A 26053-nucleotide genomic window follows, 5' to 3' on the forward strand; every position below is an offset into this window, starting at 1 on the left:
CCAGTCTAGGACGGGCTCAGAGGCCGTAGCTCAGCCCGGAGACCGCCACCGCGAGCGGCCCGACGTAGGCCTCGCGGGCCTCCTGGGCGCACCGCTGCGGGTCGTTCCACACCGGCAGGTGCGTCAGCAGCAGCTTCCGCGCGCCGGCTTCGGCGGCCATCTGGCCGGCGCGGCGGCCGGTGAGGTGCACGCCGTCGATGTGGTCGTCGCGGCCCTCGTGGTACGCGGCCTCGCAGAGGAACAGGTCGGCGTCGCGGGCCGCCTCCACGAGGCCGTCGCAGGTGTCGGAGTCCCCCGAGTACGCGAGCACGCGGGTCACCGGCTCGCCGTCGGGGCCGGGCTCGGTGGTCTCCACGCGGATCGCGTAGGCCTCGTCGATGGGATGGCGCACCGCGAACGGGGTGAGGCGGAACGGCCCCAGCCCCTCGGTGCGGCCGGCCTCCCACGCGCGGAAGTCGAAGTCCTCCTGCATGCCCGGCTCCGGGTCCATGCCGTACGCCTCGGCGATGCGCGTGGCCGTGGCCGCGGGCCCGTACACGGGGATCCTCCCGGCGTCCCAGCCCTCGGGGTTCCAGCGCACGGCCACGTGCAACCCGCACAGGTCGATGCAGTGGTCCGGGTGGAGGTGCGAGAGCAGCACGCCGTCGATCTGCTCCAGCTCGATGTGCCGCTGCAGCACGCCCAGGGACCCGTTGCCCAGGTCCAGGAGGATCCGCCAGGGGCGGGTGCCCCCATTCCCGTCCGGGCCGTCGGCGGTGACGAGGTAGCAGGACGCGGGCGAGCCCGGCCCGGGGAAGGAGCCGGAGGCTCCGATCACGGTCAGCTTCATCGGGCTCCGTCCTCCTCCATCTCGGCGCGCAGCCGCGCCAGCACGTCCGGCGTCAGCGCGGTGAGCGCCGCGGTGGGGTACCGCTCGCGGATCTCCTGGATCTGCCGCACCGGTCCCACCTCGGGGCCGAGGAACCGACGCGCGAGGGCCGCGAAGTGCTCCGGGTCGCCCGTGGCGGCGAAGCGGTGCTCGGGGGCGGCGGCGGAGCCGGCCGCCGAGTGCGGGTGCTCCAGGCCGTGGCGCACCAGGGCCCGGTACAGGTCCTTGGCGGTCTCCTCGGCGGAGGAGACGAGCGTGACGTCCTCCCCCATCACCAGGGAGAGCGCGCCGGTGAGCAGCGGGTAGTGGGTGCAGCCCAGGACCATGGTGTCCACGCCGGCGGCCTTGAGCGGGGCCACGTACTCCTCCGCGGTCTCCAGCAGCTCGGGGCCCGTGGTGATGCCGGCCTCCACGAACTCGACGAACCGCGGGCACGCCACGGACGTGATCTGCAGGTGCGGGGCCGCGGAGAACGAGTCCTCGTACGCGCGGGAGCCCACGGTGGCCTGGGTGCCGATCACGCCGACCCGCCCGTTGCGCGTGGCGGCGACGGCCCGTCGCACGGCCGGCTGGATGACCTCGACGACGGGGATGCCGAGCCGGCCGGTGTAGCGCTCCCGCGCGTCGCGCAGCACGGCCGCCGAGGCGGAATTGCACGCGATGACGAGCGCCTTGACGCCGGCCTCCACGAGCTCGTCCATCACGCCCAGGGCCAGGGCGCGCACCTGGGCGATCGGCCGCGGCCCGTACGGGGAGTGCGCCGTGTCGCCGACGTATATGATCGGCTCGTGCGGCAGCTGGTCCATGATCGCGCGGGCCACGGTCAGCCCGCCCACGCCGGAGTCGAACACGCCGATCGGCGAGGAGGGGCCCGCCCCCGTCTGCGCGGTGTCTGCGGTCGCGCTCATGCGCGCTCCTCCTCGTCGGGGCCGGCCGCGCCCTCGAGGGGCAGCTCGGAGAGCATCTCCGCCATCAGGGTCTCCTGCAGCCAGGTGGTGAAGTTGTACAGGAGGGCCATCGTGGCCTCCACGTCCTGCGCGTCGCGCCAGTCGTCCACGGCGTGGACCCGGGCGGCGTCCTGCTCGGTCTCGATGCCCAGCCGGGCGGCGAGCACCAGGCGGACGTCGTTCAGCGCCCGCCCGAAGGAGACGGCGTGCTCGTGGGGCACGGTGACCCGCACGGAGCGCAGCGCCTCGAGGGCGCGGCGGGCGTCGGCGAGCTTGGCGGCGGTGAGCGCGTCCTCGGTGAGGGCCCGCTGGCGGGCGCGCTCGGCGGGCTCGGCGTGGGGCATCGCGTCCGGCAGCAGGCGGGCGACCGCGGGGTCCTCCGGCGCGGACCGCTCGGCCACGGGGTCCGCGACGAGGTCCAGCCCGCCCACGAGCGCCCAGAACGCGGCGTCGTGGGGGGTCTCCTCCCCCGGCCCGACGGCGTCGCCCGGCCGAGCGTCGGCGACCGGCTCGGCCCCGGCCTCCGGGGCGTCCTCGGCGGTCCCCGCGTCGCTCCCGGGCGGGGCGACCTCGTCCTGGCGGTTCTCCAACAGGGTCACCACGTCCTTCACGAGGCCGCGCAGCAGCCGCAGCTCGGCGTCCTCGAGCTCGGCGACGTACCCGCGCCGCGTCCAGCGGAATCGCTGTGCCATGCTCCTCCTCAGTCCTCGGCCTGTTCCAGGGTGGCCCACAGGCCGAACCCGTGCATCGCGGTCACGTGCCCCTCGGCGACCTCACGGGAGCCGGTGAACACCACGGACCGTCCGCGCTCGTGGACCTCGAGCATCAGGGACTGGGCGCGCGCCGCCGAGTAGCCGAAGTGCGAGCGGAACACGTACGCCACGTAGCTCATCAGGTTCACGGGGTCGTTCCACACCACCACATGCCACGGGCGGGCGGCGGCGAGGTCCTCGCGCGGGCGCTCCAACAGCGCGGTGTCCGCGCCGGGGGCGGGGGGGGCGGGGTGAGGCATGCCCTCCAGTCTACGGAAGCGCGGGGCCCCTGACGGGGCAGGGGCCGTCCGCTAGCCTGACGAGGTGACCCAGAACGCCTCCGCACCCGCCCCGTCCGCCGCGCCATGGCACGTGCCCACGTCCCTGATGACGGACCACTACGAGCTCACCATGCTCTGCGCCGCCCGCCGGGCGGGCACCGCCGAGCGCCGCAGCCGGTTCGAGCTGTTCAGCCGCCGTCTGCCGGACGGGCGCCGCTACGGCGTCGTCGCGGGCACAGGCCGCATCCTCGAGGGCCTCTCGCGCTTCCGCTTCTCCACGGCGGAGGTGGACTTCCTCGCGGACCACTCCGTGGTGGACGACGCCACCCTGCAGTGGCTGGCCGACTTCCGCTTCTCCGGCGACATCACGGGCTACGCCGAGGGCGAGGTCTACTTCCCGCACTCCCCCGTGCTCCAGGTCGAGTCCACCTTCGCGGAGGCCTGCATCCTGGAGACCTACCTGCTCTCCATCCTGAACTACGACTCCGCCGTGGCCTCCGCGGCCTCCCGCATGGCCTCCGCGGCCCAGGGCCGCCCGTGCATCGAGATGGGCGCCCGCCGCATCCACGAGGAGGCCGCCGTGGCCGCCGCCCGCGCCGCGGTGATCGCCGGGTTCGCCGCCACCTCCAACCTGGAGGCCGGCCGCCGGTACGGCGTGCGGACGGTCGGCACCGCCGCGCACTCCTTCACGCTGCTGCACGACTCCGAGCGCGCGGCGTTCGAGGCCCAGGTCGCCGCCCTCGGCCGCGACACCACCCTCCTCGTGGACACCTATGACGTCGAGCAGGGCGTGCGCACGGCCGTGGAGGTGGCCGGCCGCGCGCTGCGCAACGTGCGCCTGGACTCCGGGGACCTCGTCCAGCAGGCCCACGAGGTCCGCGAGCTGCTCGACTCCCTCGGCAACACGGAGACCGGGATCATGGTCACCTCCGACCTCGACGAGTACGCGATCGCCTCGCTGCGCTCGGCGCCGGTGGCCTCCTACGGCGTCGGCACCCGCCTCGTGACCGGCTCCGGCGCGCCGACCGCCTCCATGGTCTACAAGCTCGTGGCCCGCCAGGACGACGACGGCACCTGGGTCGACGTGGCCAAGGCCTCCTCCGGCAAGGCCTCCCACGGCGGCCGCAAGGACGCCGTGCGCCGCCGGGACGCCCGCGGCCGCGCCGTCGCCGAGCTGGTGGGCGTGAACCGCGCGCCCGCGGCCGACGCCGACGACCGCCCCCTGCTGCACACCTTCGTCAAGGACGGCGAGCTGCAGGAGGGCTGGACCGGACCGGAGGCCGTCACGCGGGCCGCCGAGCGCCACGCCGCCTCCCTCGCGGAGCTGCCCCGGGCCGCCGCCCGTCTGCAGCCCGGCGAGGCCCTCATCCCGACCATCTTCCAGGAGGACTGACATGAGCGAGCAGAACCGCGCCCTCGTGATCGTGGACGTGCAGAACGACTTCTGCGAGGGCGGCGCCCTCGCCGTGGCCGGCGGGGCCGACGTCGCCGCGGCGATCGCCGACCACGTCAACGAGGCCCGCGAGGACTACGCCGCCGTGGTGACCACGCGCGACTGGCACGTGGACCCGGTCGGGCACTTCGCCGCCGCCTCCCTCGAGGACCGCGACGCCGAGCCGGACTACGTGCGCACGTGGCCCGTGCACTGCGTGGCCGGCACCCCGGGCGCCGAGCTGCACCCGGGCCTGTCCGCCGAGGACCTCGAGATCGACGCGGAGTTCCTCAAGGGCCAGCACTCGGACGGCTACTCCGGGTTCGACGGCCACGCCGGGGACCCGGACGCGGTCCGCTCCGGCGACGAGGCGCGGGCCGCGGCCGGCCCGTACGGGGCCACGCAGGGCGCGGCCCACGCCGCCGACGGCGGCCTCGGGCTCGACGAGTGGCTGCGGGAGCAGGACGTGGACGCCCTCACCGTGGTGGGACTGGCGACGGACCACTGCGTGCGGGCCACCGTCCTGGACGGCCTGGAGGCCGGGTACGAGGTGACCGTGCGCACGGACCTGGTGGCCGGCGTCGACGACGCGGCGGGCGAGGCGGCGTTGCACGAGATGGAGGCCGCCGGCGCGCTGCTGCGCGCGGGCGACTGAGGGCCGTCCCCGTGCCGGAGGTCGGGATCGACGCGACGCCGACATGGCCCGTGCGTCAGGTGTCCGAGCACCCGCGCGCGCCGATGCCCCGGGAGAGCTGGCCGGCCACCGTGCCGGCCATCGCCCAGGTGCTGGACGCCGGGCTCGATCTCGGCCCGGCCACCGTGCTGGTGGGTGCCAACGGGGCCGGCAAGTCCACGCTCGTGGAGGGGATTGCCGAGGCGTTCGGCCTCAACGCCGAGGGCGGCACGCGGAACGTGCGGCACGAGACCAGGAGGACCACCTCGCCGCTGGCAGGGCACCTCCTGCTCACCCGGTCCGCGGGTGCTCCACGGGGCGGGGTCTTCCTGCGCGCGGAGACGATGTACGGGCTCTTCACCCACCTCGAGCAGAACCTGATCGGCGACGTACTGCACGAGCGCAGCCATGGCGAGGCGTTCCTCGACTACCTGCAGGAGCGGGCGGGGGTGCGCGGCCTGTGGGTGTTGGACGAGCCCGAGTCGGCCCTGTCCTTCGACGGGTGCATGGCCCTGCTGGTCCTGCTCGCGGATGTGCTCGAGGGCGGCTCCCAGGTGATCCTGTCCACCCACTCGCCGTTGCTGGCCGCCCTGCCCGGGGCGCAGATGCTCGAGGTCGGCCCGTGGGGCCTGCGGGACACCGCGTGGGAGGATGTCGAGGCCGTGCAGCACTGGCGCCGCTTCCTCGACTCCCCGGAGCGGTACCTGCGCCACCTGCGGTGACCGGCGGCCCCCGTCTACGAGGACGGGGGCCGCCGTGGACTTCACGTCCAGTCGCGGTCGTGGAAGAGCACGTCCACCGCATGACGCACCTGGTCCCGGTCGTATTTGCCGCCGGAGAAGTCGACCAGGACGCGGTCGTTCCGGCGCGCCTCGTCCCCGAGGACGACATGCCAGTATTCGGCGTCCCCCTCATGGCGGAACCCGACGAATCGACCGACCTCGGTCTCCCACGCGGAGAGGCAGTTGACAGGTGGACACACCTCGTCGGTGACCTCCCGCGGAGCGATCTCGGCGAAGACGCCCCCTCGCATCCTGTCAGCGAGGCTCGATGGACGGGAGAACAGACCGAGATGCGCGAGAAGGAGCAGAATGCCTCCCATCGCGACCACCGCCAGGACCACCGCTACCGCGCGCCGTGCCGTGAATCCTCGTGGTCCGTGAACGACCGCGCCGTCAGTAGTGGTCAGTGCGCCGTTCACGATCACACACCTCCATTCGAGTAATTCCAATTGCATCGATGGTTGGCGAGATTCGTCGTCCACGGCACCGTCAGATTCGGGCGGATGCGCTCAAGATTCCACTGCCCTGCAGCGACGGCCCCCAGCGCATGGCATGCGTATTGAGCATACATGCTGGCTTTCCCATAAAAGGCATCTCGAATGTCCTGCCCTCGGCTCAAGACCTCAGAAAGACCGGACGTGTTCAGAATCTGCTGGCCCTTCGCCGGACCCCCGACCGATGCCCCGGAATAGACCGACCATCCCCAGGCAGATAGAGAAGCATTGACCCGCGGGTGGTCCCTATAGGTGTCCTTGTAAACATGACCGAAGAGATTGATCCGCAACCACGGGTCAGCCGTCACCGGATACGCAAAAGATGAGTCGTGTTCCACGACCCGCGTCAGAGTGGCGCCATCGATCTCATAGTGCGTAGGGACGTCGTTCCCCACGGCATCCTTGGCCCACGCGGGAGCAATGCCACCCACCATGTCACCCTGGGCGTCGAGAATGAGGACGGACGTGCCGACCATCTCCAGGTGACCCCCCTCCGGGATATCTACGGTGTACTCGAACCGCGTCGGGGCGCCAGGAGTGTCGATGACCGTATGGGCCTGAACCGTCCCGTCGTCCCGGAGCACAGGGACGTAAGTGAACTCCTCCTCCGGTGATGCATAGGCAGCGATGCCACTCACCGGGTCCAGGACCACCGATTCAAGGTCATCGGCGCCGTCCAGTCCGAGCCCGATCATCTCGTCGGGCTTGTCGACGTGCTGCATCAACGCACGCCCGCCGTCATCAAGGTCCAGAACAGCTTCGGTCTTCTGATGGACGACACCCGCGGAATCCGCATCACGGGACGCCGGCGCCACCACAGCCTCGCTGAGCTGATCGTTGGCCTGAAAGACTGTGGCCACATCACTCGAGACCTGCGCCTCTTTCGTGTCGGACACCGAGTGCACCCCGGTGACCCCACTCAATACCAGGGCGAACGCCCTCCCATTGCGATGTATCGCATGATCAGCCGCCTTGCCGAGAATCGTGCCGCGCACCCTGCGTGGCACGTAAGGTGAACGTACGTAACCGATCAGCGGGACACCAGCGACTTTTGTACTGAACTCAAGCTCTGTCTTTGCAAAGGACTCTTACGGACGAGTAGCCGTCACCGACGCCCGACGAACCACCCGCGCAGCGTCTCCAGGCGCTTCTCCAGCTGCTCGCGCGAGGCCTGGGCCACGGCCGGCCCGCCGGAGATCTCCCGCAGCCGGTTGTGGATCACACCGTGGGGCTGGCCGGAGCGCGCGGACCACGCCGAGACCGTCGTCGAGAGTTCGGCCCGCAGCTCCTTCATGCGCCGGTGGTCGACGACGTCGCGGCTCTCCTTCGGGGCGGCGGCGGGCTTGCGACGGATCTGCTCGTTCTGGCGCTGTCGCAGCAGCTCCGAGACCTGCTCGGCGTCCAGGAGGCCGGGGATGCCGAGGAAGTCCAGCTCCTCCTCGGATCCGACGTCCCCGCCGAGGCCGAACTCGCCGCCGTCGAACAGGACCTTGTCGAAGCTGGCACGGGACTCGAGCGCCTCGAACGAGGCCCGCGTGAGGGTCTCCGAGCCGCGCTCGGCCCGGTTCGCCTCCGCGATCAGGTCCTCCTCGGGGGCCTGGGAGAGGTCCTCGAGCTCCTCCACCGTGACCGCGCCCTCCCGGCGGTCCAGGGCGTGGTCCCGCTCGAGCTCCATCTCATTGGCCAGCAGCATCAGCTGCGGCACGGAGGGCAGGAACACGGAGGCCACCTCGCCGCGCCGCCGCGAGCGCACGAAGCGCCCCACGGCCTGGGCGAAGAACAGCGGGGTGGACGTGCTGGTGGCGTACACGCCCACGCACAGGCGGGGCACGTCCACGCCCTCGGACACCATGCGCACCGCCACCATCCACCGCTCGTCCGAGGCGGCGAACTCCTCGATCCGGTCCGAGGCGCCCTTGTCGTCCGAGAGGATCACGGCCGGCGCCTGGCCGGTGACCGCCTGCAGCTGGGCCGCGTAGGCGCGGGCGTCCTCGTGGTCGGAGGCGATCACGAGGCCGCCGGCGTCGGGGATGCCCCGGCGGATCTCGGTGAGGCGCCGGTCCGCGGCGCGCAGCACCGAGGGGATCCACTCGCCCGCCGGGTCCAGCGCGGTGCGCCAGGCCGAGGCGGTGATGTCCTTGGTCGCGGCCTCGCCGAGCTGGGCCTCCATGACCTCGCCGGTGGAGGTCTTCCACCGCATCTGGCCGGAGTAGGCCAGGAAGATCACGGGCCGCACGACGTGGTCCCGCAGGGCCGGCCCGTAGCCGTAGGTGTAGTCCGCCCTCGAGCGCTCGAAGCCGTCCTCGCCCCGCTCGTACCGGACGAACGGGATGTAGGCGTCGTCCGAGCGGAACGGGGTGCCCGTCAGGGAGAGCCGGCGGCTGGCGGGCTCGAACGCCTCGCGGATGCCCTCGCCCCAGCTGCGGGCGTCGCCGCCGTGGTGGATCTCGTCCAGGATCACGAGGGTCCTGGCGGCCTCGGTGCGGTTGCGGTGCAGGACCGGCTTGTTGGCCACCTGGGCATACGTCAGGGCGACGCCGCGGTACTCGGGGCCGTGACGCCCGTCGGCGTTCTTGAAGTTCGGGTCGATCGCCAGGCCCACGCGGGCGGCGTTGTCCGCCCACTGCCGCTTGAGGTGGTCGGTGGGGGCCACCACGGTGAGCCGCTGCACCACGCCGGAGTCCATCAGGATCTTGGCCACGCGCAGGGCGAAGGTGGTCTTGCCCGCGCCCGGGGTGGCCACCGCGAGGAAGTCCTGCGGCGCCTCGCGCAGGTACTTCTCCAGCGCCTCCTGCTGCCACTGGCGCAGCTTGGGGGCGGTGCCCCACGCGGCGCGCTCGGGCAGGGCCGGCGGGAGGTCCTCGCCGACGTGGAACAGGTCCGGCTGGATGCCGTCCGGGGTGGGGGCGCCGCTCGTCTCGGAGCGGCCCTCAGCCACGACCGCGACCGAAGAACCCGCCGCGCCGGCCGCCGCCCGAGCCGGCGTCGTCGCCGTCCTGGGGATCGCGCAGGCCGTCGTAGATCTCCTGGCACAGGGGGCAGACGGGGAACTTGTTCGGGTCGCGGCCGGGCACCCACACCTTGCCGCACAGGGCGATCACGGGCTCGCCGGACAGCGCCGACTCCATGATCTTCTCCTTGCGGACGTAGTGCGCGAAGCGCTCGTGGTCCCCGGGCTCGACGTCCTGGAGCTGCTCTTCGCGCTCCAGCACGGAGGTGCCCCCGCCGGAGGGGGACAGCGGGTCGTTCTGGAACGGATCGGAGATGCTCATGGCCGTCATCCTACCGAGGACGACGCCGGCCGGCGGGCCCGCCCCGGGCCTCACCAGGACTGCACGGCCTGCAGGGTCTCGGCCTGGGCGCGGTCGTACCAGGCGGCGCCGGCGCGCACCCCCAGCCACAGGGCGAGGGCACCCCAGGCGAGGCCCACGGCGAGCGTGACCCAGCTCCAGACGGCCGCGCCGGTGACCAGCAGCACCACGAACGGCACCGCCATGGGCACGAGCAGGACGAGCGTGACGAGCAGGGACGTGCCCTGCACGAGCATGATCCGCATGGCCGCGCCCTGCGGGGTCTTCAGCGGGCTGTCGCCCGGCTTCGGCACGGGGTAGACCCACCGTGCGGAGACCAGGGCGCTCAGCCCCAGGCAGGCCCCCAGGACGCCGAGGGACACACCCAGGATCGCCGGCAGCACGGACCAGTCGCCGTGCATGGCCACGGTGGCCAGGGTCACCCCCGCGACGACGGGCAGCGCCCAGCCCAGCAGGCCCATGACGCGGCCGAGGCGGTCGTCGATCCCCTTCACGCCCGCGAGGACGTGGAGGTGGAAGGCCGTGTGGTCGTAGGCGATGTCCGCGGAGAGCGAGTAGCCCAGGGCCCACGCGGTGACGGGACCCGCCGCCAGGAGGATGGCCGTGGCCCCCTCGGGCCCGCTGGTGCCCATGAACCACAGGAGCACGAACATCAGCGGGACCGTGACCAGGGACGCCATGTAGCGCGGGTCCTTGAACCAGTACAGCTGCGCGCGGGCCGCGATCGCCGTGCGCGCGGACGTGGCCGGTCGGCCCAGCCAGCGCAGGTCCGTGGCGCGGTCCCCGCGCGGGGCGGCGGAGTCCGTGGAGCCCACCGCGGCCGGCTCCACGGTGCGGCGGATGGCGAGCATCCAGAGCGCTGCGGCGGCCACCGCCCACGCCAGGGCCACCAGCAGGCGCAGCCCGGCCAGCCCCCAGCGCCCCTCGGCCGCGGCCCAGCCCGCGCCGAGGCCGGCGCCGAAGGGGGTCCACACGGCCGCGTTTGCCAGCACGGGGCCGAGCCACAGCAGGTCGTCGATGGACTGCATCACCCGGGACAGCGCCACGCCGCCCAGCATGAGCGGGATGAGCACGAGCAGGGAGATCGCCTCCCGTACGCGGCGTCGGCCGGTGAAGGAGGACATCAGGCCGGTCACGCCGTAGCCCAGACACACGGCGGTGACGGCGCTGAGCACGGCGCCCACGGCGGCCGCCGCGAGCGCGGCCGGGGTGTCCCACCAGGACGCGGCGACGCCCAGCAGGCCCAGCAGCGTGAGGGCGCCGATCGGCGTCGTGAAGGTGGAGAGCAGCAGGCCGGCCACGAGGGTGCGGGCGGGCACCGGGAAGAGCACGAAGCTGGACGGGTCCAGGGTGGCGTCCACGCCCGTGACCAGCGGGGGCAGGATGGTCCACAGCAGCACGACGACGGCGGCGACCAGCACGGTGACCGCGCCGCGGACCGGGAGCTCGGCCTCGGGCAGGCCCACGACCAGCGCGGCCACGGCCATCGCCGCCATGCCGAAGAAGTACAGGGCGCCGAGGACCGACAGGACCAGGGTCAGCGTCGACCTGCGCCAGCCGTTGAGGGTCAGCGCCCAACGCAGGCGGGTGAGGGTCAGAGCCACGCCAGACCCTCCCCCGTGTGGCGGCCGCCGACGAGGTCCACGAAGCGCTCCTCCAGGTCCCGGCCGGCGCGCACCTCCTCGAGGGTGCCGGCCGCGCGCAGCACGCCCCCGGCGATCACGGCCACGTGCGAGCACATGCGCTGCACGAGGTCCATGACGTGGCTGGAGACGATCACGGTGCCGCCGCGCCCCACGTAGTCGTGCAGGATGTCCCGGATGTTCGCGGCGGAGACCGGGTCCACGGCCTCGAACGGCTCGTCGAGGACGAGGACGTCCGGGGCATGCACCATGGCGGCCGCCAGGTTGACCTTCTTGGTCATGCCCGCGGAGTAGTCCACCACGAGCTTGCGGCCGGCCTCCTCGAGGTCCATGACGCGCAGCAGGTCGGCGGTGCGGACGTCGACGGTGTCGCGGTCCAGGCCGTGGAGCAGGCCCGCGTAGGTGATGAGCTGGGCGCCGGTCAGGCGGTCGAAGGTGCGGACGCCGTCCGCGAGGACGCCGACGCGGCGCTTGGCCTCCAGGGGCTGTTCCCAGACGTCCACGCCGTGGATCCACACGCGCCCGGCGTCGGGGCGCAGCATGCCCGTGGCCATGGACAGCGCCGTCGTCTTGCCGGCGCCGTTGGGGCCGACCACGCCGAAGAAGGAGCCCGCGGGGACCTCCAGGTCCAGTCCGGCGAGGGCGACCTTCTCGCCGAAGCGCTTGGCCAGCCCCCGCGTGACGAGGGCGAGGTTCGGGTCCGGGGCATCCTGGGCACGCATGTCACACACGCTATCCGCACGCCTGAGGACGCCGCCTCCGCCCTGGGTAGGACATCGTGCGGCACCATCGGCCAGGCCTCGACCGTCCTGGGACTCGATTCCCCGCGACCCCGGTGGCTCAGTACAGCGCGGCGGCGAGGCGACGCCGGGAGGCGTGCACGCGCGGGTCCTCGGAGCCGACCACGATGTAGAGGTCCACGAGATGGGCGCGGGCCGCCTCCCGGTCCTCGCCGGGATGGGCGGCCACGAACCGGACCAGCCGGGCGAAGGCGTCCTCCACGTGACCGCCGAGCACGTCCAGGTCGGCCACGGCGGTCTGGGCGGCGAGCTCGTCGGGGCGCTCGGCGGCGGCGGCACGCACCGCGGCGGCATCCATGTCCCGGGTGCGCAGCATCAGGCGGGCGGCGGAGAGGCCCTGCCGGGCTGTCTCGTCCGCCGGGCTCTCCTTCAGGGCGTCCTCCCACGCGGCGACCGCGCCGGGCAGGTCGTCCGCGGCGAGGGCCTCATGGGCGCGACGGTGCAGCGGGGGCACGGGGGCGGGCTGCGGCGCGGCCGCGCCGTCGCGGGCCGGGGCCAGGGCGGGGACCCGCCCGGCGACGCCGTTCTGCCGCGCCACCTCGAGCAGCTGGCCCATGAGGCCGTCGAGGGCCTCCTGGGGCAGCTCCTGGTTGGCCAGCGGGACGGGCTGGCCGGCCACGACCGCGACGACGGCGGGGCCGGCCCCGATCCCGAACGCCTGCAGCAGCTGCGGCTCGGCGACGACGTCCAGACGCGCCATCACGACGGTCCCGGCCTGGGCGTCCGCGGCGTCGGCGAACTGGGTGGAGAGGGCCTCCGAGGTCGCGTCTCCCGGCACGTGCAGCACCAGGATCACCGGCACCTGGGTGGAGAGCTGGACGAGCTGCTCGAGCAGGCGGGAGTCGGCGTCGAGGACGGCCCAGGAGGCGGGCTCGCCGGGGGCGCCGGCACCCTGTGCACCCGCCCCCTGCGCGCCGGGCGCGGGGCGCGGGGTGCGCAGGGAGGAGAGGTCCACGGCCCCGCGCAGGGACGGGGAGGAGGGCTGGGAGGTCATGGCGGGTCCTTCCGGTCGACGGGCGGGGCCGGTCGCGGCGGCGGCCGCCCGGCTCCTGACTCGCCACCACGGTAGCCCCCGATACGGCGCCCGCGGGGCCCACGGCGGCCCCGCGCCCCTGCCGTACGCTGTCGGCGTGGACCACATCGAGGACTCCCCCGCCCCGTCCGGCCCGTCCCGCGGCGCCCGCCGCCTGCGCCTGGGCTCGCTGGTGCGCCGTCGGGAGGCGTTCCTGCCCAACGAGAGAGTGGACCCGCTGCCCCCCGGCTCCCCCGACGCGGCCCCCGCGGAGCCCGAAGTGCCCGAGTTGGCGCTCCGCGCCCCCGTGGCCGCCGGCTTCCTGCTGACCATGGGCGTCTGCCTCGCCGCCGTGCTCGTGTGGGTGGTGCTGGAGAACACGCAGCTGCTCGTGTGGATCGCCGCCGCCCTGTTCATCGCGCTCGGCCTGGACCCCGTGGTCCGGCTCGTGGAACGGTGGGGCGCCCCCCGCTGGGTCGGCGTCCTGCTCGCCGCCCTCGGGCTGGCGGCGGTGGCGGGCGCCGTCGTCGGGATGCTCGTCCCGGCGGTCGTGCAGCAGTCCACCCAGCTGATCACCGGCCTGCCCGACACGATCACCCAGATCATGGCCACCCCCTGGTTCCGGGAGGTCGACCGTCAGCTGCAGATCCAGCACGCCGTGCAGTCCTGGCTGGACGGGCTGACCAAGGACGGCGCGGCCGTCACCCAGCTCTTCGGCGGCCTCGTCGGCATCGGCCAGACCGTGATGAACGCGGTGTTCTCCACGATCGTCGTCGTGGTCCTCGCGCTCTACTTCCTGGCGTCCCTGCCGCACCTGAAGTACTGGGGCTACCGCCTGGCACCCCGGTCGAAGCGCCTGCGCGTGGAGGCCCTCGGCGAGGAGATCACCTTGTCCGTGGGCCACTACGTCATGGGCCAGACGGTGGTGGCGGTGCTCAACGGCACGGTCGCGTTCATCGCGCTGTCCGTGGCCGGCGGCCCGTTCCCCGTGCTCCTGGCCTTCGTGGCCGCCGTGATGGCGTTCATCCCGCTGGTCGGCGCGCTCATCGGCGGGACGATCCTCACCGCGGTCTGCCTGCTCGAGTCCTGGCAGGCGGCGGCGCTGTTCGCGGCGATCTACTTCGTCTACCTGCAGATCGAGGCCTACGTGGTCTCCCCGCGCGTCATGGCCCGCGCCGTCGCCGTGCCGGCGGCGGTGGGCGTCATCGCGGTGATCGCCGGCGGCACCCTGCTCGGCGTGCTCGGCGCCCTCATGGCCATCCCGACGGCGGCCGCCGTCCTGCTGATCGTCCGCGAGGTGCTGATCCCCCGGCAGGACGCCCGCTGAGTCCCCGGACGGCCGACGGCGATCGGTCCGCCGGCGGGGCCCTCAGCGGGAGGCGCGCGTGCGCCAGCAGGTGGGGTGCCAGTGGCGGCGGTCCGCGCCGGCGTCCTCGTCGCCCATGATCCAGTCCGAGCGCCAGGCCACCAGGTGCGCCTGCCCCTGCCGGATGGTCCGCCCGCAGCCGGGGCACGTGTAGTCCTTCACCGCCCGCCAGGAGGGGATGTCACGGACGTGCCAGCCGCCGTCGGACCCGGACTGGTGCGAGTAGCCGGGGTCCATGCCCAGCAGCTCCTCGAGCGGATCGGCCCGGCCGGGCCCGGGGCGGGAGCGCCGGGAGGCGCCGCCCGCGGCGCCCTCGCCCCGGCGGGGGGCGGCGGAGCGGCGGGGGCGGTTGGAGCGCGGCATGGTCACCATGCTGGCACACCCCCGGCCCCTAGACTGGGCCGGTGCGTCTCGTCATTGCCCGCTGCTCCGTCACCTACGAGGGGCGACTCAACGCCCACCTGCCCTCCGCCACGCGCCTGCTCATGGTCAAGGCGGACGGCTCCGTGCTGGTCCACTCCGACGGCGGCTCCTACAAGCCGCTGAACTGGATGTCCCCGCCGGCCACGCTGCACGTGGAGGAGCCCACCGAGGAGCAGGCCGCGGCCGGCGTGACCCAGGTGTGGCGGGTGCAGGCCAAGAAGTCCGACGACCGGCTCCTGGTCCTGCTCGAGGAGGTCCTGGCGGACGAGACCCACGAGCTGGGCGTGGACCCGGGCCTGGTCAAGGACGGCGTGGAGGCGGACCTGCAGCGTCTCCTCGCGGAGCAGATCGGTCTCCTCGGCGACGGGCACACGCTCGTGCGCCGCGAGTACATGACCGCGATCGGCCCCGTGGACATCCTCGCCAAGGGCCCCGGCGGGCAGACCGTGGCGGTGGAGCTCAAGCGCCGCGGTGACATCGACGGCGTCGAGCAGCTCACGCGTTACCTCGATCTCATGAACCGCGACCCCCTGCTCGCCCCCGTGACCGGCGTCTTCGCAGCCCAGCAGATCAAGCCGCAGGCCCGCACCCTCGCCGAGGACCGCGGGATCCGCTGCGTCACCCTCGACTACGACGCGATGCGCGGCGTGGACGACGCCGACGCCCGCCTGTTCTGAGCCGCCCGGCCATGACGGCGTCGGCCCTGCTCCGCACGACCGCCCCCTGGGTGGGGGCGGATCCGGGCGCCACCCCGGTGAGGGTGAGCGCCGTGTGGTCCGCCGGGCCGGACGGAGCGCTCCTCGTCTGGGCCGGGCTCGCCGAGCGGGTCCCGCAGGAGCTCTGGGAGACCGCGGTGGACGCGCCCGCCCTGCGGCTCAGTCCGGCGCTGACCTCCCACCACGTGCACGGCGGCGCAGGCGTGGACCTCGCCACTTCCCCCGCGGCGGACGTGCGGTCCTGGCTCGCGGCGCAGCGGCAGGCGGGCGTCGGGGCGGTGGTCGGGTCCCTGCCGACGCTCGCGGAGGACGCCCTCGCCGCGGCCCTGGACCGCCTGCGTCCCCTGTGGGCGGAGGGCCTGCTGGCCGGGGTGCACCTGGAGGGGCCGTTCCTCTCCCCCGCCCGCGCGGGGGCCCACGACCCCGCCCTGCTCCTGACGCCGCCCTCCCCCGCCGGCCGACGGGTGCGCGCCCTGATCGCCGCCCAGCCGGAGGGCTTCGTGCGCACGCTCACCCTGGCCCCCGAGCTCCCCGGCGCGGACGCGCTGACGCGGGAGCTGACAGGTACCGGCGTCGTGGTGTGTCCGGGGCACACGGATGCCGATGGGGCGACGACGCGCGCCTGGCTCCAGACCGCCGACGACGCGCGGGCGGCCGCGACCGCGGCGGGCCTCCCCGCGCCCACCCCGGTGGCGACGCACCTCTTCAACGGGATGCGGGGCTTCCACCACCGCGCCCCCGGGCCGCTGCCGGCGCTGCTGGGAGCCGCCCGCGCGGGCCGGGCCCGCCTGGAGCTCATCGGCGACGGCGTCCACGTGGACGACGAGGTCCTCACCGCGATCCTGGGCGACCCCGGCCTGGCCCCCGCGGCGTGCCTGGTCTCCGACGCCGTCGCGGCCACCGGCGCGACTCGGGGCACCGCGCACCGGCTGGGATCTCTCCCGATCCACGCGGCCCAGGACGGCCCGCGGGTCGGCGCCGATGAGCCGACGGGCCCTGCCGAAGCGGCCCTCGCCGGAGGGGCCGCCGACCTCCCGGAGATCGTGGGACGCCTCCTCCACAGCGACCTGGACCCCGACGCCGTGCTGCGCGCCGCCACGCACGTCCCCGCACGGACGCTGGGCGGGAGCCACGCCGTCCCCGTGGGGACCCCGGAGACGACGGAGCACGCCGCCCCCGGGGGCGACGTGCTCGTGTGGGCGCCAGACGGCGCCGTGACGGTGCTGCGGTCTCAGGCGGCGCCGGGCGGGCGCCACCACGACTGACCGGCCTGCGAGGGGCCGGCCTCGGTCCAGGCGCGGACGGCGCCGGCGACGTCGTCCTCCACCTCCAGGTCCACGGCGTCGTCCGAGCGCCCGGAGGCGTCCGTGATGCGCAGCCGCGTGTGGCCGGCCTCCGCGGCGGGCAGTCGGTCGACCTCCAGGCGCCAGCGCTCGGCGGACCACAGCCGACGCTCGGGCAGCAGGTGGTGGGACAGGACCAGCTCGTGCGAGCGGAAGCATCCGACGACCCGACACCGACGCCCGCCGTCCGTGACGAGGACCCCGGCGAAGCGCCCGGGTCCACGCACGAGGGCCCGGTGCCGTGCCCATCCGGCGAGCGCCAGCAGTGCGAACACCGCCAGCGCCCCGGAGAGCAGCAGCACCGGGCCCCTCATGTCTCGGCCTGAGATCAGGCCGCCGCCCCGCCCAGCTGGGCGGTGGCGGCCGCGATCACCACGCGGTCGTCGTCGACGGAGAAGAACCCGCCGTTGGCCTGCGCCGTGATCGTGCCGCCGTCGGTGGCGCGCACCACGACCTCGCCGTCGCCGAGGACGGCGAGCATCGGGGTGTGGCCCGGCAGGATGCCGATCTCACCGTTGATCGTGCGCGCCGAGACGGCGGACGCGGTTCCGGTCCAGATGGACTTCTCCTCGGAGACGATCTCCACGTTCAGCTCAGCCATGGATCAGCCCTCGGCCTGGATCTTGGCCCACTCGCGCTCGACGTCGTCCAGGCCGCCCACGTTGTAGAAGGCCTGCTCCGCCACGTGGTCCAGGTCGCCGTCGGCGATGGCCTTGAAGCCCTCGACGGTGTCCTTGATCGGCACGGTCGAGCCCTCGACGCCGGTGAACTGCTTGGCGGTGTAGGTGTTCTGCGAGAGGAACTGCTCCATCTTGCGCGCACGCGACACGGTGATCTTGTCCTCCTCGGAGAGCTCGTCCACACCGAGGATCGCGATGATGTCCTGCAGCTCCTTGTTCTTCTGGAGGATCTGCTTGACGCGGGTCGCGACGTCGTAGTGCTCCTGGCCCACGTACTGCGGGTCGAGGATGCGGGAGGTCGAGGCCAGCGGGTCCACCGCGGGGTACAGGCCGCGGGACGCGAGGTCACGGGTGAGGTTGGTGGTCGCGTCCAGGTGGGCGAACACGTTGGCCGGGGCCGGGTCCGTGTAGTCGTCCGCGGGCACGTACACGGCCTGCATCGACGTGATGGAGTGGCCGCGGGTGGAGGTGATGCGCTCCTGCAGCACGCCCATCTCGTCGGCCAGGTTCGGCTGGTAGCCCACGGCGGAGGGCATGCGGCCCAGCAGCGTGGAGACCTCGGAGCCGGCCTGCGAGAAGCGGAAGATGTTGTCGATGAAGAGCAGCACGTCCTGGTTCTGCACATCGCGGAAGTACTCCGCCATGGTCAGCGCGGACAGGGCCACGCGCAGACGCGTTCCCGGCGGCTCGTCCATCTGGCCGAACACGAGGGCGGTGTCCTTGAGGACGTCCGCCTCGTCCATCTCGACCCAGAGGTCGTTGCCCTCACGCGTGCGCTCGCCCACGCCGGCGAACACCGAGGTGCCGCCGAAGTTGCGGGCCACACGGGTGATCATCTCCTGGATGAGCACGGTCTTGCCCACGCCGGCGCCGCCGAACAGGCCGATCTTGCCGCCCTTGATGTAGGGGGTCAGCAGGTCGATCACCTTGATGCCGGTCTCCAGCATCTCGGTGGAGCCCTCGAGGGCGGCGAAGGACGGGGCCGGGCGGTGGATCGGCCAGCGCTCCTGGACGTCCAGCTCGGAGATCGGCATGTCCAGGGTCTCGCCGAGCACGTTGAAGAGGTGACCCTTCACGGCGTCGCCCACGGGAACGGAGATCGGGGCGCCGGTGTCCTGCACGTCGGCGCCGCGGACCAGGCCGTCGGTGGACTGCAGGGAGATCGCGCGGACCATGTTGTCGCCCAGGTGCTGGGCGACCTCGAAGGTCACGACGCGGGTCTGGCCGGCGAGCTCGACCGTCGCGGTCAGCGCGTTGTAGATCTCGGGCATCGCGTTCGCCGGGAACTCGGCGTCGATCACGGGGCCGATGACGCGGGCGACGCGCCCGGTGGCGCCGGCGGTGGGGGTGCCGGTGCCCTGGTCGGTGAAGGTGGCAGTCATCTCTCTCACTTCTATCGTGTGTGGATGGCGGGTCTGATGAGTCGAAGGGCTCAGGAGTTGTTGAGCGCGTCCGCGCCCGCGATGAGCTCGGTGAGCTCCTGGGTGATCTCGGCCTGACGGGCGTTGTTCATCCGGAGCGTGAACTCCTTGATGAGGCTCGAGGCGTTGTCACCGGCCGACTTCATGGCCCGCTGACGGTTGGCCAGCTCGGAGGCGGCCGACTGGAGCATGGCGTTGAAGATGCGCGACTCGATGTACTTCGGCAGCAGGGCGTCGAGGACCTCGTCCGCATCCGGCTCGAACTCGTACAGCGGCAGGACCTCCTCGGGGGAGACCACGTCCTGCTCCACGACCTCGAGGGGCAGCAGGCGGATCACGTGGGGGTTCTGCTTCACCAGCGAGACGAACTCGGTGAAGACCACGTGGATCTCGTCCACGCCCCCGGCGGCGGTGTCGGTGAGGAAGGACTCCACGAGGATCGTGCCGATCTCCTGGGCGCGCTCCGCCTTGGGGGCGTCCGTCTGACCCGTCCAGAGCTGCTTGTACTCGCGGCCGCGGAAGTCGAAGTACGTCTGCGCCTTGCGGCCCACGACGTAGACGTCGACGTCCTTGCCCTCCTCGTGCAGGGCGGTGAGCAGCTGCTCGGCCTTGCGCAGGACGTTGGCGGAGTACGCGCCGGCCAGGCCGCGGTCCGAGGACATGATGAGCACGGCGGCCCGGGTGGGGTTCTCCGGCTCGGTGGTCAGCACGTGGTCGATGTCGTGCTGGCTGGACACGGCGGTCACGGCGCGCGTGATCGCGTTCGCGTACGGCAGCGACTGGTTGACCCGCTCACGCGCCTTGGTGATGCGGGACGTGGCGATCAGCTCCATCGCCTTGAAGATCTTCTTCATCGACGTGGTCGATGCGATCTTCTGACGGTAGACCCGGATCTGGGCTCCCATGATGGTCCTTTCCGTGGCGGGAGGGCGGCCCGGCGCCGTCCCCGTGGGGTCCGACGCCGGACCGCTCCCTCACCGCAGCGCGGTCAGCGCTTCTGCTTGGTGATCTGCTCCTGCACGACCTGGTCCTGGCCGATCGCGGCGTGCTCCTCGTGGCCGGCGGCGACGCCGTCGTGGCCCGAGGCCTGGAAGCCCTTCTTGAAGGCGTCGATCTCGCGCTCCAGGGCGGAGACCGTCTCGTCCTCGAGCTTGCCGGTCGAGGCGATCTCGCCCAGCACCACATCCTTGCGGCGCAGGTGGTCGAGGAACTCGCGCTCGAAGCGCAGCACGTCCTCCACCGCCACGTCGTCGAGGTGGCCCTTGGAGCCGGCCCAGATCGCCACGACCTGGTCCTCGACGGGGTACGGGGAGTACTGCGGCTGCTTGAGCAGCTCCATCAGGCGCTCGCCGCGGGCGAGCTGGCGGCGGGTGGCCGGGTCCAGGTCGGAGGCGAACATCGAGAACGCCTGCTGGTCGCGGTACTGCGCCAGGTCCAGCTTCAGCGTGCCGGAGACCTTCTTCATGGCCTTGACCTGCGCGGCGCCGCCCACGCGGGACACCGAGATGCCCACGTCCACGGCCGGGCGCTGGTTGGCGTTGAAGAGGTCCGACTGCAGGAAGATCTGGCCGTCGGTGATGGAGATGACGTTGGTCGGGATGTAGGCCGACACGTCGTTCGCCTTGGTCTCGATGATCGGCAGGCCGGTCATGGAGCCCGCGCCCATCTCGTCCGAGAGCTTGGCGCAGCGCTCGAGGAGGCGGGAGTGCAGGTAGAACACGTCACCCGGGTAGGCCTCGCGTCCCGGCGGGCGGCGGAGCAGCAGCGACACCGCGCGGTAGGCCTCGGCCTGCTTCGACAGGTCGTCGAAGATGATCAGGACGTGCTTGCCGCCGTACATCCAGTGCTGGCCGATGGCCGAGCCCGCGTAGGGCGCCAGGTACTTGAAGCCGGCCGGGTCGGACGCCGGGGAGGCCACGATGGTGGTGTACTCCAGGGCACCGTGCTCCTCCAGGGTGGAGCGCACCGCGGCGATGGTGGAGGCCTTCTGGCCCACGGCCACGTACACGCAGCGGACCTGCTTGTCCACGTCGCCGGTCTGCCAGTTGGCCTTCTGGTTCAGGATGGTGTCCACGGCGATGGCGGTCTTGCCGGTCTGACGGTCGCCGATGATCAGCTGGCGCTGGCCGCGGCCGATCGGGATCATCGCGTCGATGGCCTTCATGCCCGTCTGCAGCGGCTCGTGCACCGACTTGCGCTGGGTCACGGTGGGCGCCTGCAGCTCGAGGGCGCGGCGGCCCTCGGCCTCGATCGGGCCCAGGTCGTCCAGCGGGTGGCCCAGCGGATCCACGACGCGGCCCAGGAAGCCGTCGCCGACCGGCACGGAGAGGATCTCCCCGGTGCGCTGGACCTCCATGCCCTCGCGGATGTCCTGGAACTCGCCGAGGACGACGACGCCGATCTCACGGGCGTCGAGGTTCTGGGCGAGGCCGAGGATGCCGTTGGAGAAGCGCAGCAGCTCGTTCGCCATGACGGAGGGCAGGCCCTCCACACGGGCGATGCCGTCCGCCGCGGAGATGACGCGGCCCACCTCGGTGCGCGTGGTGTCCGACGGTTCGTACGATGCCGCGAAGTCGTTCAAGGCATTGCGGACATCGTCGGCGTTGATGGTCAGTTCGGCCATCTGCAGTCCCTGCTCTCTGTGCTTGGTGATCATCGACGTGACGATGATGCTGGTGGTCTGTGTGGTCCGTGGGACGGCCCGACCGGCGTGAAGCCGGTCAGGCCGCCATCCGGCGCTGGAGGTCGTTCAGTCGGCTGGCCATGGAGCCGTCGATGACGTCGTCCCCGACCTGCACGCGGATGCCGCCCACCACGGTGGGGTCCACGTTCACGTCGAGCACGAGGTCGCGTCCGAAGGCGCGGCGCAGGCCGGCGGCGAGCCGCTCCCGCTGACCGTCCTCGAGCGGACGGGCGACCGTCACCTCGGCGATCCACTGACGCTGACGCGTGGCGACGACATCCGCGTAGGAGCGCAGCGCCGTGGCCGGCTTGACGCCGCGGCCGTCGGTCACCGCGCGCTCGACGAGCAGCACGGCGGCCGGGGAGGCCTGGGCGCCGAGCAGTCGCCGCGCCAGCCCCGAGCGGGACTCGCGCGGGGCGCGCTGATCGGTCAGGGCGCGCTCGACCTCGTGCGAGTCCTGGAAGACGCGCTGGAAGCCGAGGAGCTCGCCCGAGAGGGCGGCCAGGCCGGCGTGACCGCCACGGGCCGCCTCGCCGGCGGCCGCGTCCGCGGCCACCGCCTCGAGGGCGTCCCCGAAGTCACGCTCGGCCGACCAGCGCCGGCCGGCCAGGTCCTTGAGGACCTGCAGGGCACCGGGGCTCACCCGGCCGCCGAACAGGGAGTCCAGGACGCCGTGGCGGCGCTCGGTGCTCCAGGCGGGGTCCGTGAGGGCACGCCGCAGCGCGCCCTGCTGGTCCACGACGTCCAGCGCCGCGAACAGCTCGCGTGCCAGCGCGACGCCGCCCTCGTCCAGCACCGTGCGGACCGACTCCAGGGAGGCGGTCAGCGAGTCACCCGATGCGCCCGTCATCATTCGGACACACCCGCGCTCTGGTGCCGGTCGAGGTCAGCGAGGAAGCGGTCCACCACGCGCTGCGAGCGGGCGTCGTCGTCGAGGGACTCGCCGACGATCTTGCTCGCCAGGGTGGTGGCCAGCGTGCCGACCTCGCCCTTGAGCTGGGCGGCGGCCTGCGTGCGCTCGGCCGCGATCTGCGTCTGGGCCTGCTCCGTGATGCGCGCCGCCTCGGCCGCGGCGCGCTCGCGCGCCTCCGCGACGATCTGGGCGCCCTCGGTGCGGGCCTCCTCGCGGATGCGGTTGGCCTCCTGGCGGGCGTCCGCCAGCTGGCCCTCGTAGTCCGCCATCATCTTGTTCGCCTCGGCCTGGGCCTTCTCGGCCTTCTCGAGACCGCCCTCGATGGCCTCGACGCGGTCCGTGTAGGACTTCTCGAGGGCCGGGACGACGAACTTGACGACGATGAACATCAGGACGGCGAAGCCCACCGTGGTGACGAGGATCTCCCACGGGTTCGGGACGAGCGGGTTCGCACCCTCCGCCGACGCGAGGATCAGTCCATTGCTGATCATGTTCTAACCATCCTTCGTTCGGGTGTCCTGTCTGGCGTGGGCCGGGCCGCCGCGGACACGGCGGCCGGCCCTGGCAGGGACAGGATCAGTTGATGACGAAGGCGAAGACCAGGCCGAGGATGGCCAGGGCCTCGGCGAGCGCGAAGCCCAGGAGGGCGATCGGCTGCAGGATGCGCTGGGCCTCGGGCTGGCGGGCGACGCCGTTGATGTAGGCGGCGAAGATGAGGCCCACGCCGATGGCGGAGCCGATGGCGGCGAGGCCGTAGCCGATCATGTTGAGGGAGCCGGAGATTTCCATGGTGCTTCCTTTCACGGGGCCGGAGGGTTCCGGCCGAGTTGGGGGGAGGTCTCTCTTCCCGGGCCCGCGCGGGCCGGGAAGGAGTCTGTGCGGGAGGTCCCGCCCCGGGTCCGGACGTCCGTTCAGGACGCGCCGGCCGGGAAGATCAGTGGTCGTTCGCGTCGATGGCGCCCTGGATGTACAGGGCGGTCAGCAGCGTGAAGACGAAGGCCTGGAGGTACATCAGGAGGATCTCCAGGAGGTACAGGGCCACGGAGGCGAGGATCACCAGCACACCGGTGCCGGCGAGCAGGGGGTTGCCGGTCTGCGTGATGAGGAAGGCCGCGCCCGCGCCGGCGAGCATGACGATCATGTGGCCGGCGAGCATCACGGCCATCAGACGCAGGGAGTGCGTCAGCGGGCGCACGATGAAGTTCGAGATGAACTCCAGCGGCACGAGCAGCGGCAGGATCCAGCCCGGGACGCCCGAGGGGACGACGGCCAGCTTGAAGTACTTCACGCCGTGGTGCTTGACGCCCACGCCGATCCAGATCGCGTAGACGATCAGCGCGATGGCGTACGCGGAGCCCGCGTGGGAGAACGAGGGCATCTGGAGCAGCGGGATGGCGCCGAAGAGGTTGTTCAGCAGCACGAAGAAGAAGATCGCGAAGAGCAGCGGCACCCACTGCTTGAAGTGCTTCTCGCCCATGACGTCGCGGCCGATGCCGTTGCGGACGAAGGCGTACCCGGACTCGGCGATCCACTGGGCGCGGCCGGGAACGAGCTTCGGCTTGCGCATGGCCCAGGCGAAGAAACCGGTGATCAGCACGACGGAGAGCAACACCAGCAGCATCTGCTTGCCGAAGCCCGTGCCGTACTCGGCGCCCCACGGCAGGAGATCCGGCAGGTGAGCGTCCGAGACGGACGGGGGCACGAATTCTGCGTTGGCCAGCACGAGGGGTAGCACGCGGTTCCTCTCCGAAGTGGTGCGCGACCGGCCCGCGGGCCCGGCCCTCGCACCGGACCTGGACCCGCGACGAGAGGGGACCGGAGAGCCTGGGAAGAGGACATCGAGCGGCGCACGAGGACCGTCGGTGTGTTCGCCGTAGACGATACCAAACGGGCGGCCGTGCTCCCTACCGCGATGCCGGTGAGAACGCGACCCTCGGCGCCTCGCGTCAGTCGGCGTAGATGCCGCGGCGGGTGCGTGCGAAGACGAGCACCTCGACGGCCTGCCACACGACGACGCCGACGAGCGCGCCGACCGCGACGGCCGTGCCGGACATCCACTCGGGCATGCGCAGGGTCGCGAGGAGCAGGGCGTAGAGCACCAGCTTGACGACGAACGCCCCCACGCTCAGGGGCAGGGCCGCCGCGCGGGCGCGGTCCCAGGCCACGGCCGTCGTCGCGCCCGTCAGGGCGGAGAGCACCAGGACCGCTCCCCCGCCGGTCAGCGCCGACAGACCCGCGGGACCGCCGTGGAGGACGGCGGCCACGGCCCCGCAGGCGAGCACGCCGACGGCGGTCGCGGCGCAGCACCAGCGCAGGATCCCCCACCATCCGGCGCGGTTCTCCCAGCGGCGGCGGGCAGGTCGGGCAGAGGCGGTCACGGCTGGTCCTTCGGCTGGGCGTCGGGGCGGGAGGCGGGCCGGGCGGCACGGGCGCGCAGGGGGTGCACCGTCAGCCAGGTGGCCACGGCCAACCCCGCGGCGGCGAGGAGCAGGACCACGGCGTCGTCGGCGAAGTTCAGGGAGAGCACGCCCCAGGCGACGATGAACGACCACAGCCACAGCACCCGGACGGCCTGGGCGTGCGTGAAGCCGCCGTCGACGAGACGGTGGTGCAGATGACCGCGGTCCGCGCCGAACGGACTCTCCCCGTGCGCGGCCCGGCGGATGACCGAGATCGTCAGGTCCGCCAGCGGAAGGGCCAGCACGGCGATCGGGAGCAGCACCGGCATGTAGGCCGGGACGTTGCGGAAGCGGAACCCCTCCAGGGCGTCGAGGTCGGCGGTCACGGCCACCGCCGCCGTCGAGAGCAGCAGCCCCAGCAGGAGGGCTCCCGACTCCCCCATGAAGATCCGCGCCGGATGGCGGTTGTAGGGCAGGAACCCGGCGCACGCCCCGATCAGCAGGGCCATGAGCAGCGTGGCCAGGTTGGAGTAGTCGAACTGGTCGATGGTGCGCGTCAACAGGTACGAGTACACGAAGAACGCCGAGCCGCCGATCAGCGCGACGCCGGCCGCGAGGCCGTCCAGGCCGTCGATGAAGTTGATGGCGTTCATGGTCAGGACCACGACGAAGACCGTGAGCGCGACCTGCACGGCCTCGCTGCCCACGTGGATCCAGCCCACGGGCAGGGCCGCGATCCGGATCCCTCCCAGCGCCACGGCGAGAGCGGCGAGGCTCTGGCCGCCGAGCTTGGCCCACCAGCGCAGGTCCACGAGGTCGTCGACGACGCCCAGCACCAGGATGATCCCGAGCGCGGCGAGCAGCCCGCGCATGGCGGAGGCGTCGGTGAAGATCCCCCCGAGGAACGGGACGGTACCCGCCACGGCGAGGCCGGCGAGCACGGCCGCGACCATGGCGACGCCCCCGAGCTTCGGCACCGGGGCGCGGTGGACGTCCCGGTCCCGGTGCGGCGTGTAGGCGCGTGCGCGCACCCCGACGCGCCGCACCCACGGGGTGAGCGCCAGGCACGTCAGGGCCGTGACGGCCGCGACCAGGAGGTAGGCGCGCACGCGGG

At 72.7% G+C, this 26053-nt stretch carries 29 protein-coding genes; 6 read left to right on the forward strand and 23 right to left on the reverse strand.

From position 1 onward, the window contains the following. Nucleotides 1–16 precede the first annotated feature (16 nt). From KW076_RS10095 to clpS, 4 genes are read right to left on the reverse strand one after another with little or no spacing between them, the layout of a single operon-like run. Entirely contained in the window at nt 17–829 is an 813-nt protein-coding gene (locus KW076_RS10095; RefSeq protein WP_224355212.1) for an MBL fold metallo-hydrolase, read from the reverse strand. After that, a complete protein-coding gene (murI, locus tag KW076_RS10100) occupies nt 826–1776 on the reverse strand; it encodes a glutamate racemase (protein WP_224355213.1) in 951 nt (316 codons plus the stop codon). Before murI ends, KW076_RS10095 begins: the two co-directional genes overlap by 4 nt. After that, nucleotides 1773–2507: a DUF2017 family protein gene (locus KW076_RS10105; protein WP_224355214.1), complete on the reverse strand. Its 735-nt coding sequence runs from the start codon at nt 2505–2507 to the stop codon at nt 1773–1775. Before KW076_RS10105 ends, murI begins: the two co-directional genes overlap by 4 nt. Before the next feature lie 8 nt (nt 2508–2515). Continuing rightward, a complete protein-coding gene (clpS, locus tag KW076_RS10110; protein ID WP_224355215.1) occupies nt 2516–2827 on the reverse strand; it encodes an ATP-dependent Clp protease adapter ClpS in 312 nt (103 codons plus the stop codon). 64 nt (nt 2828–2891) lie between these two features. Here clpS and KW076_RS10115 point away from each other — a divergent pair, with 64 nt between their 5' ends. From KW076_RS10115 to KW076_RS10125, 3 genes are read left to right on the forward strand one after another with little or no spacing between them, the layout of a single operon-like run. Continuing rightward, on the forward strand, nt 2892–4241 hold the full coding sequence (locus tag KW076_RS10115) for a nicotinate phosphoribosyltransferase (RefSeq protein ID WP_224355216.1): 1350 nt from the start codon (nt 2892–2894) through the stop codon (nt 4239–4241). A 1-nt stretch (nt 4242) separates the two neighbouring features. Further along, nucleotides 4243–4935, forward strand: a complete 693-nt coding sequence (locus KW076_RS10120) for an isochorismatase family protein (protein ID WP_224355217.1) — start codon at nt 4243–4245, stop codon at nt 4933–4935. Between the two features lie 59 nt (nt 4936–4994). After that, nucleotides 4995–5675 carry an AAA family ATPase gene (locus KW076_RS10125; RefSeq protein ID WP_350354979.1) on the forward strand — a complete coding sequence of 227 codons (681 nt, stop codon included), beginning with the start codon at nt 4995–4997 and terminating at the stop codon, nt 5673–5675. A gap of 41 nt (nt 5676–5716) precedes the next feature. Here the strand turns inward: KW076_RS10125 and KW076_RS10130 are convergent, their stop codons facing one another. The 7 genes from KW076_RS10130 to KW076_RS10160 all read right to left on the reverse strand — a co-directional run bounded on the left by KW076_RS10130 (nt 5717) and on the right by KW076_RS10160 (nt 12977). Further along, entirely contained in the window at nt 5717–6154 is a 438-nt protein-coding gene (locus KW076_RS10130; protein WP_224355218.1) for a hypothetical protein, read from the reverse strand. A gap of 2 nt (nt 6155–6156) precedes the next feature. Next, nucleotides 6157–7236 (reverse strand): DUF2599 domain-containing protein, encoded by a 1080-nt coding sequence (locus KW076_RS10135; protein WP_224355219.1) that lies wholly within the window; start codon nt 7234–7236, stop codon nt 6157–6159. A 98-nt stretch (nt 7237–7334) separates the two neighbouring features. Further along, nucleotides 7335–9167 (reverse strand): DEAD/DEAH box helicase, encoded by a 1833-nt coding sequence (locus KW076_RS10140; protein WP_434084319.1) that lies wholly within the window; start codon nt 9165–9167, stop codon nt 7335–7337. After that, nucleotides 9160–9510, reverse strand: coding sequence for a DUF3039 domain-containing protein (locus KW076_RS10145; protein WP_434084320.1), 351 nt, complete (start codon nt 9508–9510; stop codon nt 9160–9162). Before KW076_RS10145 ends, KW076_RS10140 begins: the two co-directional genes overlap by 8 nt. A 41-nt stretch (nt 9511–9551) precedes the next feature. Continuing rightward, nucleotides 9552–11144: a Tat (twin-arginine translocation) pathway signal sequence gene (locus KW076_RS10150; protein WP_224355221.1), complete on the reverse strand. Its 1593-nt coding sequence runs from the start codon at nt 11142–11144 to the stop codon at nt 9552–9554. After that, nucleotides 11135–11905, reverse strand: a complete 771-nt coding sequence (locus KW076_RS10155; RefSeq protein WP_224355222.1) for an ABC transporter ATP-binding protein — start codon at nt 11903–11905, stop codon at nt 11135–11137. The genes KW076_RS10150 and KW076_RS10155 overlap by 10 nt, the downstream gene beginning before the upstream one ends. Nucleotides 11906–12023: 118 nt before the next feature. After that, the gene (locus KW076_RS10160; RefSeq protein WP_224355223.1) at nt 12024–12977 is read right to left on the reverse strand and encodes a co-chaperone YbbN; all 954 of its coding nucleotides are present in this window, start codon (nt 12975–12977) and stop codon (nt 12024–12026) included. Nucleotides 12978–13113: 136 nt separating this feature from the next. Between KW076_RS10160 and KW076_RS10165 the strand changes: the two genes are divergently transcribed. Then, nucleotides 13114–14322 carry an AI-2E family transporter gene (locus tag KW076_RS10165; protein WP_224355224.1) on the forward strand — a complete coding sequence of 403 codons (1209 nt, stop codon included), beginning with the start codon at nt 13114–13116 and terminating at the stop codon, nt 14320–14322. A gap of 42 nt (nt 14323–14364) precedes the next feature. Here the strand turns inward: KW076_RS10165 and KW076_RS10170 are convergent, their stop codons facing one another. After that, on the reverse strand, nt 14365–14724 hold the full coding sequence (locus KW076_RS10170; protein WP_224355225.1) for an Rv1322 family protein: 360 nt from the start codon (nt 14722–14724) through the stop codon (nt 14365–14367). Between the two features lie 41 nt (nt 14725–14765). On the opposite strand from KW076_RS10170, the gene nucS reads away from it, so the two are divergent. Further along, complete coding sequence (gene nucS / locus KW076_RS10175; protein ID WP_224355226.1) at nt 14766–15461, forward strand: endonuclease NucS; 696 nt, start codon at nt 14766–14768, stop codon at nt 15459–15461. A gap of 11 nt (nt 15462–15472) precedes the next feature. Next, entirely contained in the window at nt 15473–16765 is a 1293-nt protein-coding gene (locus KW076_RS10180) for an N-acetylglucosamine-6-phosphate deacetylase (RefSeq protein ID WP_224355227.1), read from the forward strand. Here the strand turns inward: KW076_RS10180 and KW076_RS10185 are convergent. From KW076_RS10185 to KW076_RS10235, 11 genes are all read right to left on the reverse strand, one after another. Further along, nucleotides 16732–17145 carry a DUF2550 domain-containing protein gene (locus KW076_RS10185; protein WP_224355228.1) on the reverse strand — a complete coding sequence of 138 codons (414 nt, stop codon included), beginning with the start codon at nt 17143–17145 and terminating at the stop codon, nt 16732–16734. The genes KW076_RS10180 and KW076_RS10185 overlap by 34 nt on opposite strands. A 26-nt stretch (nt 17146–17171) precedes the next feature. Next, nucleotides 17172–17444: a F0F1 ATP synthase subunit epsilon gene (locus tag KW076_RS10190; RefSeq protein WP_224355229.1), complete on the reverse strand. Its 273-nt coding sequence runs from the start codon at nt 17442–17444 to the stop codon at nt 17172–17174. Between the two features lie 3 nt (nt 17445–17447). Beyond that, complete coding sequence (gene atpD / locus KW076_RS10195; RefSeq protein WP_224355230.1) at nt 17448–18905, reverse strand: F0F1 ATP synthase subunit beta; 1458 nt, start codon at nt 18903–18905, stop codon at nt 17448–17450. Between the two features lie 50 nt (nt 18906–18955). After that, nucleotides 18956–19849 carry a F0F1 ATP synthase subunit gamma gene (locus KW076_RS10200; RefSeq protein ID WP_224355231.1) on the reverse strand — a complete coding sequence of 298 codons (894 nt, stop codon included), beginning with the start codon at nt 19847–19849 and terminating at the stop codon, nt 18956–18958. Between the two features lie 83 nt (nt 19850–19932). Then, nucleotides 19933–21567, reverse strand: a complete 1635-nt coding sequence (atpA, locus tag KW076_RS10205; RefSeq protein WP_224356834.1) for a F0F1 ATP synthase subunit alpha — start codon at nt 21565–21567, stop codon at nt 19933–19935. Nucleotides 21568–21664: 97 nt separating this feature from the next. Further along, nucleotides 21665–22477, reverse strand: coding sequence for a F0F1 ATP synthase subunit delta (locus tag KW076_RS10210; RefSeq protein ID WP_224355232.1), 813 nt, complete (start codon nt 22475–22477; stop codon nt 21665–21667). Continuing rightward, complete coding sequence (locus KW076_RS10215; protein WP_224355233.1) at nt 22477–23031, reverse strand: F0F1 ATP synthase subunit B; 555 nt, start codon at nt 23029–23031, stop codon at nt 22477–22479. The genes KW076_RS10210 and KW076_RS10215 overlap by 1 nt, the downstream gene beginning before the upstream one ends. An 85-nt stretch (nt 23032–23116) precedes the next feature. Beyond that, on the reverse strand, nt 23117–23329 hold the full coding sequence (locus KW076_RS10220) for a F0F1 ATP synthase subunit C (RefSeq protein WP_135028225.1): 213 nt from the start codon (nt 23327–23329) through the stop codon (nt 23117–23119). Nucleotides 23330–23474: 145 nt separating this feature from the next. After that, nucleotides 23475–24275, reverse strand: a complete 801-nt coding sequence (gene atpB / locus KW076_RS10225) for a F0F1 ATP synthase subunit A (RefSeq protein WP_224355234.1) — start codon at nt 24273–24275, stop codon at nt 23475–23477. A gap of 211 nt (nt 24276–24486) precedes the next feature. Next, nucleotides 24487–24918, reverse strand: coding sequence for a hypothetical protein (locus KW076_RS10230; protein ID WP_224355235.1), 432 nt, complete (start codon nt 24916–24918; stop codon nt 24487–24489). Beyond that, nucleotides 24915–26048 (reverse strand): MraY family glycosyltransferase, encoded by a 1134-nt coding sequence (locus tag KW076_RS10235; protein WP_224355236.1) that lies wholly within the window; start codon nt 26046–26048, stop codon nt 24915–24917. The genes KW076_RS10230 and KW076_RS10235 overlap by 4 nt, the downstream gene beginning before the upstream one ends. Between the last annotated feature and the right edge of the window lie 5 nt (nt 26049–26053).

This window comes from Micrococcus porci, assembly GCF_020097155.1.
GTDB classification, from domain to species: Bacteria; Actinomycetota; Actinomycetes; order Actinomycetales; family Micrococcaceae; genus Micrococcus; species Micrococcus porci.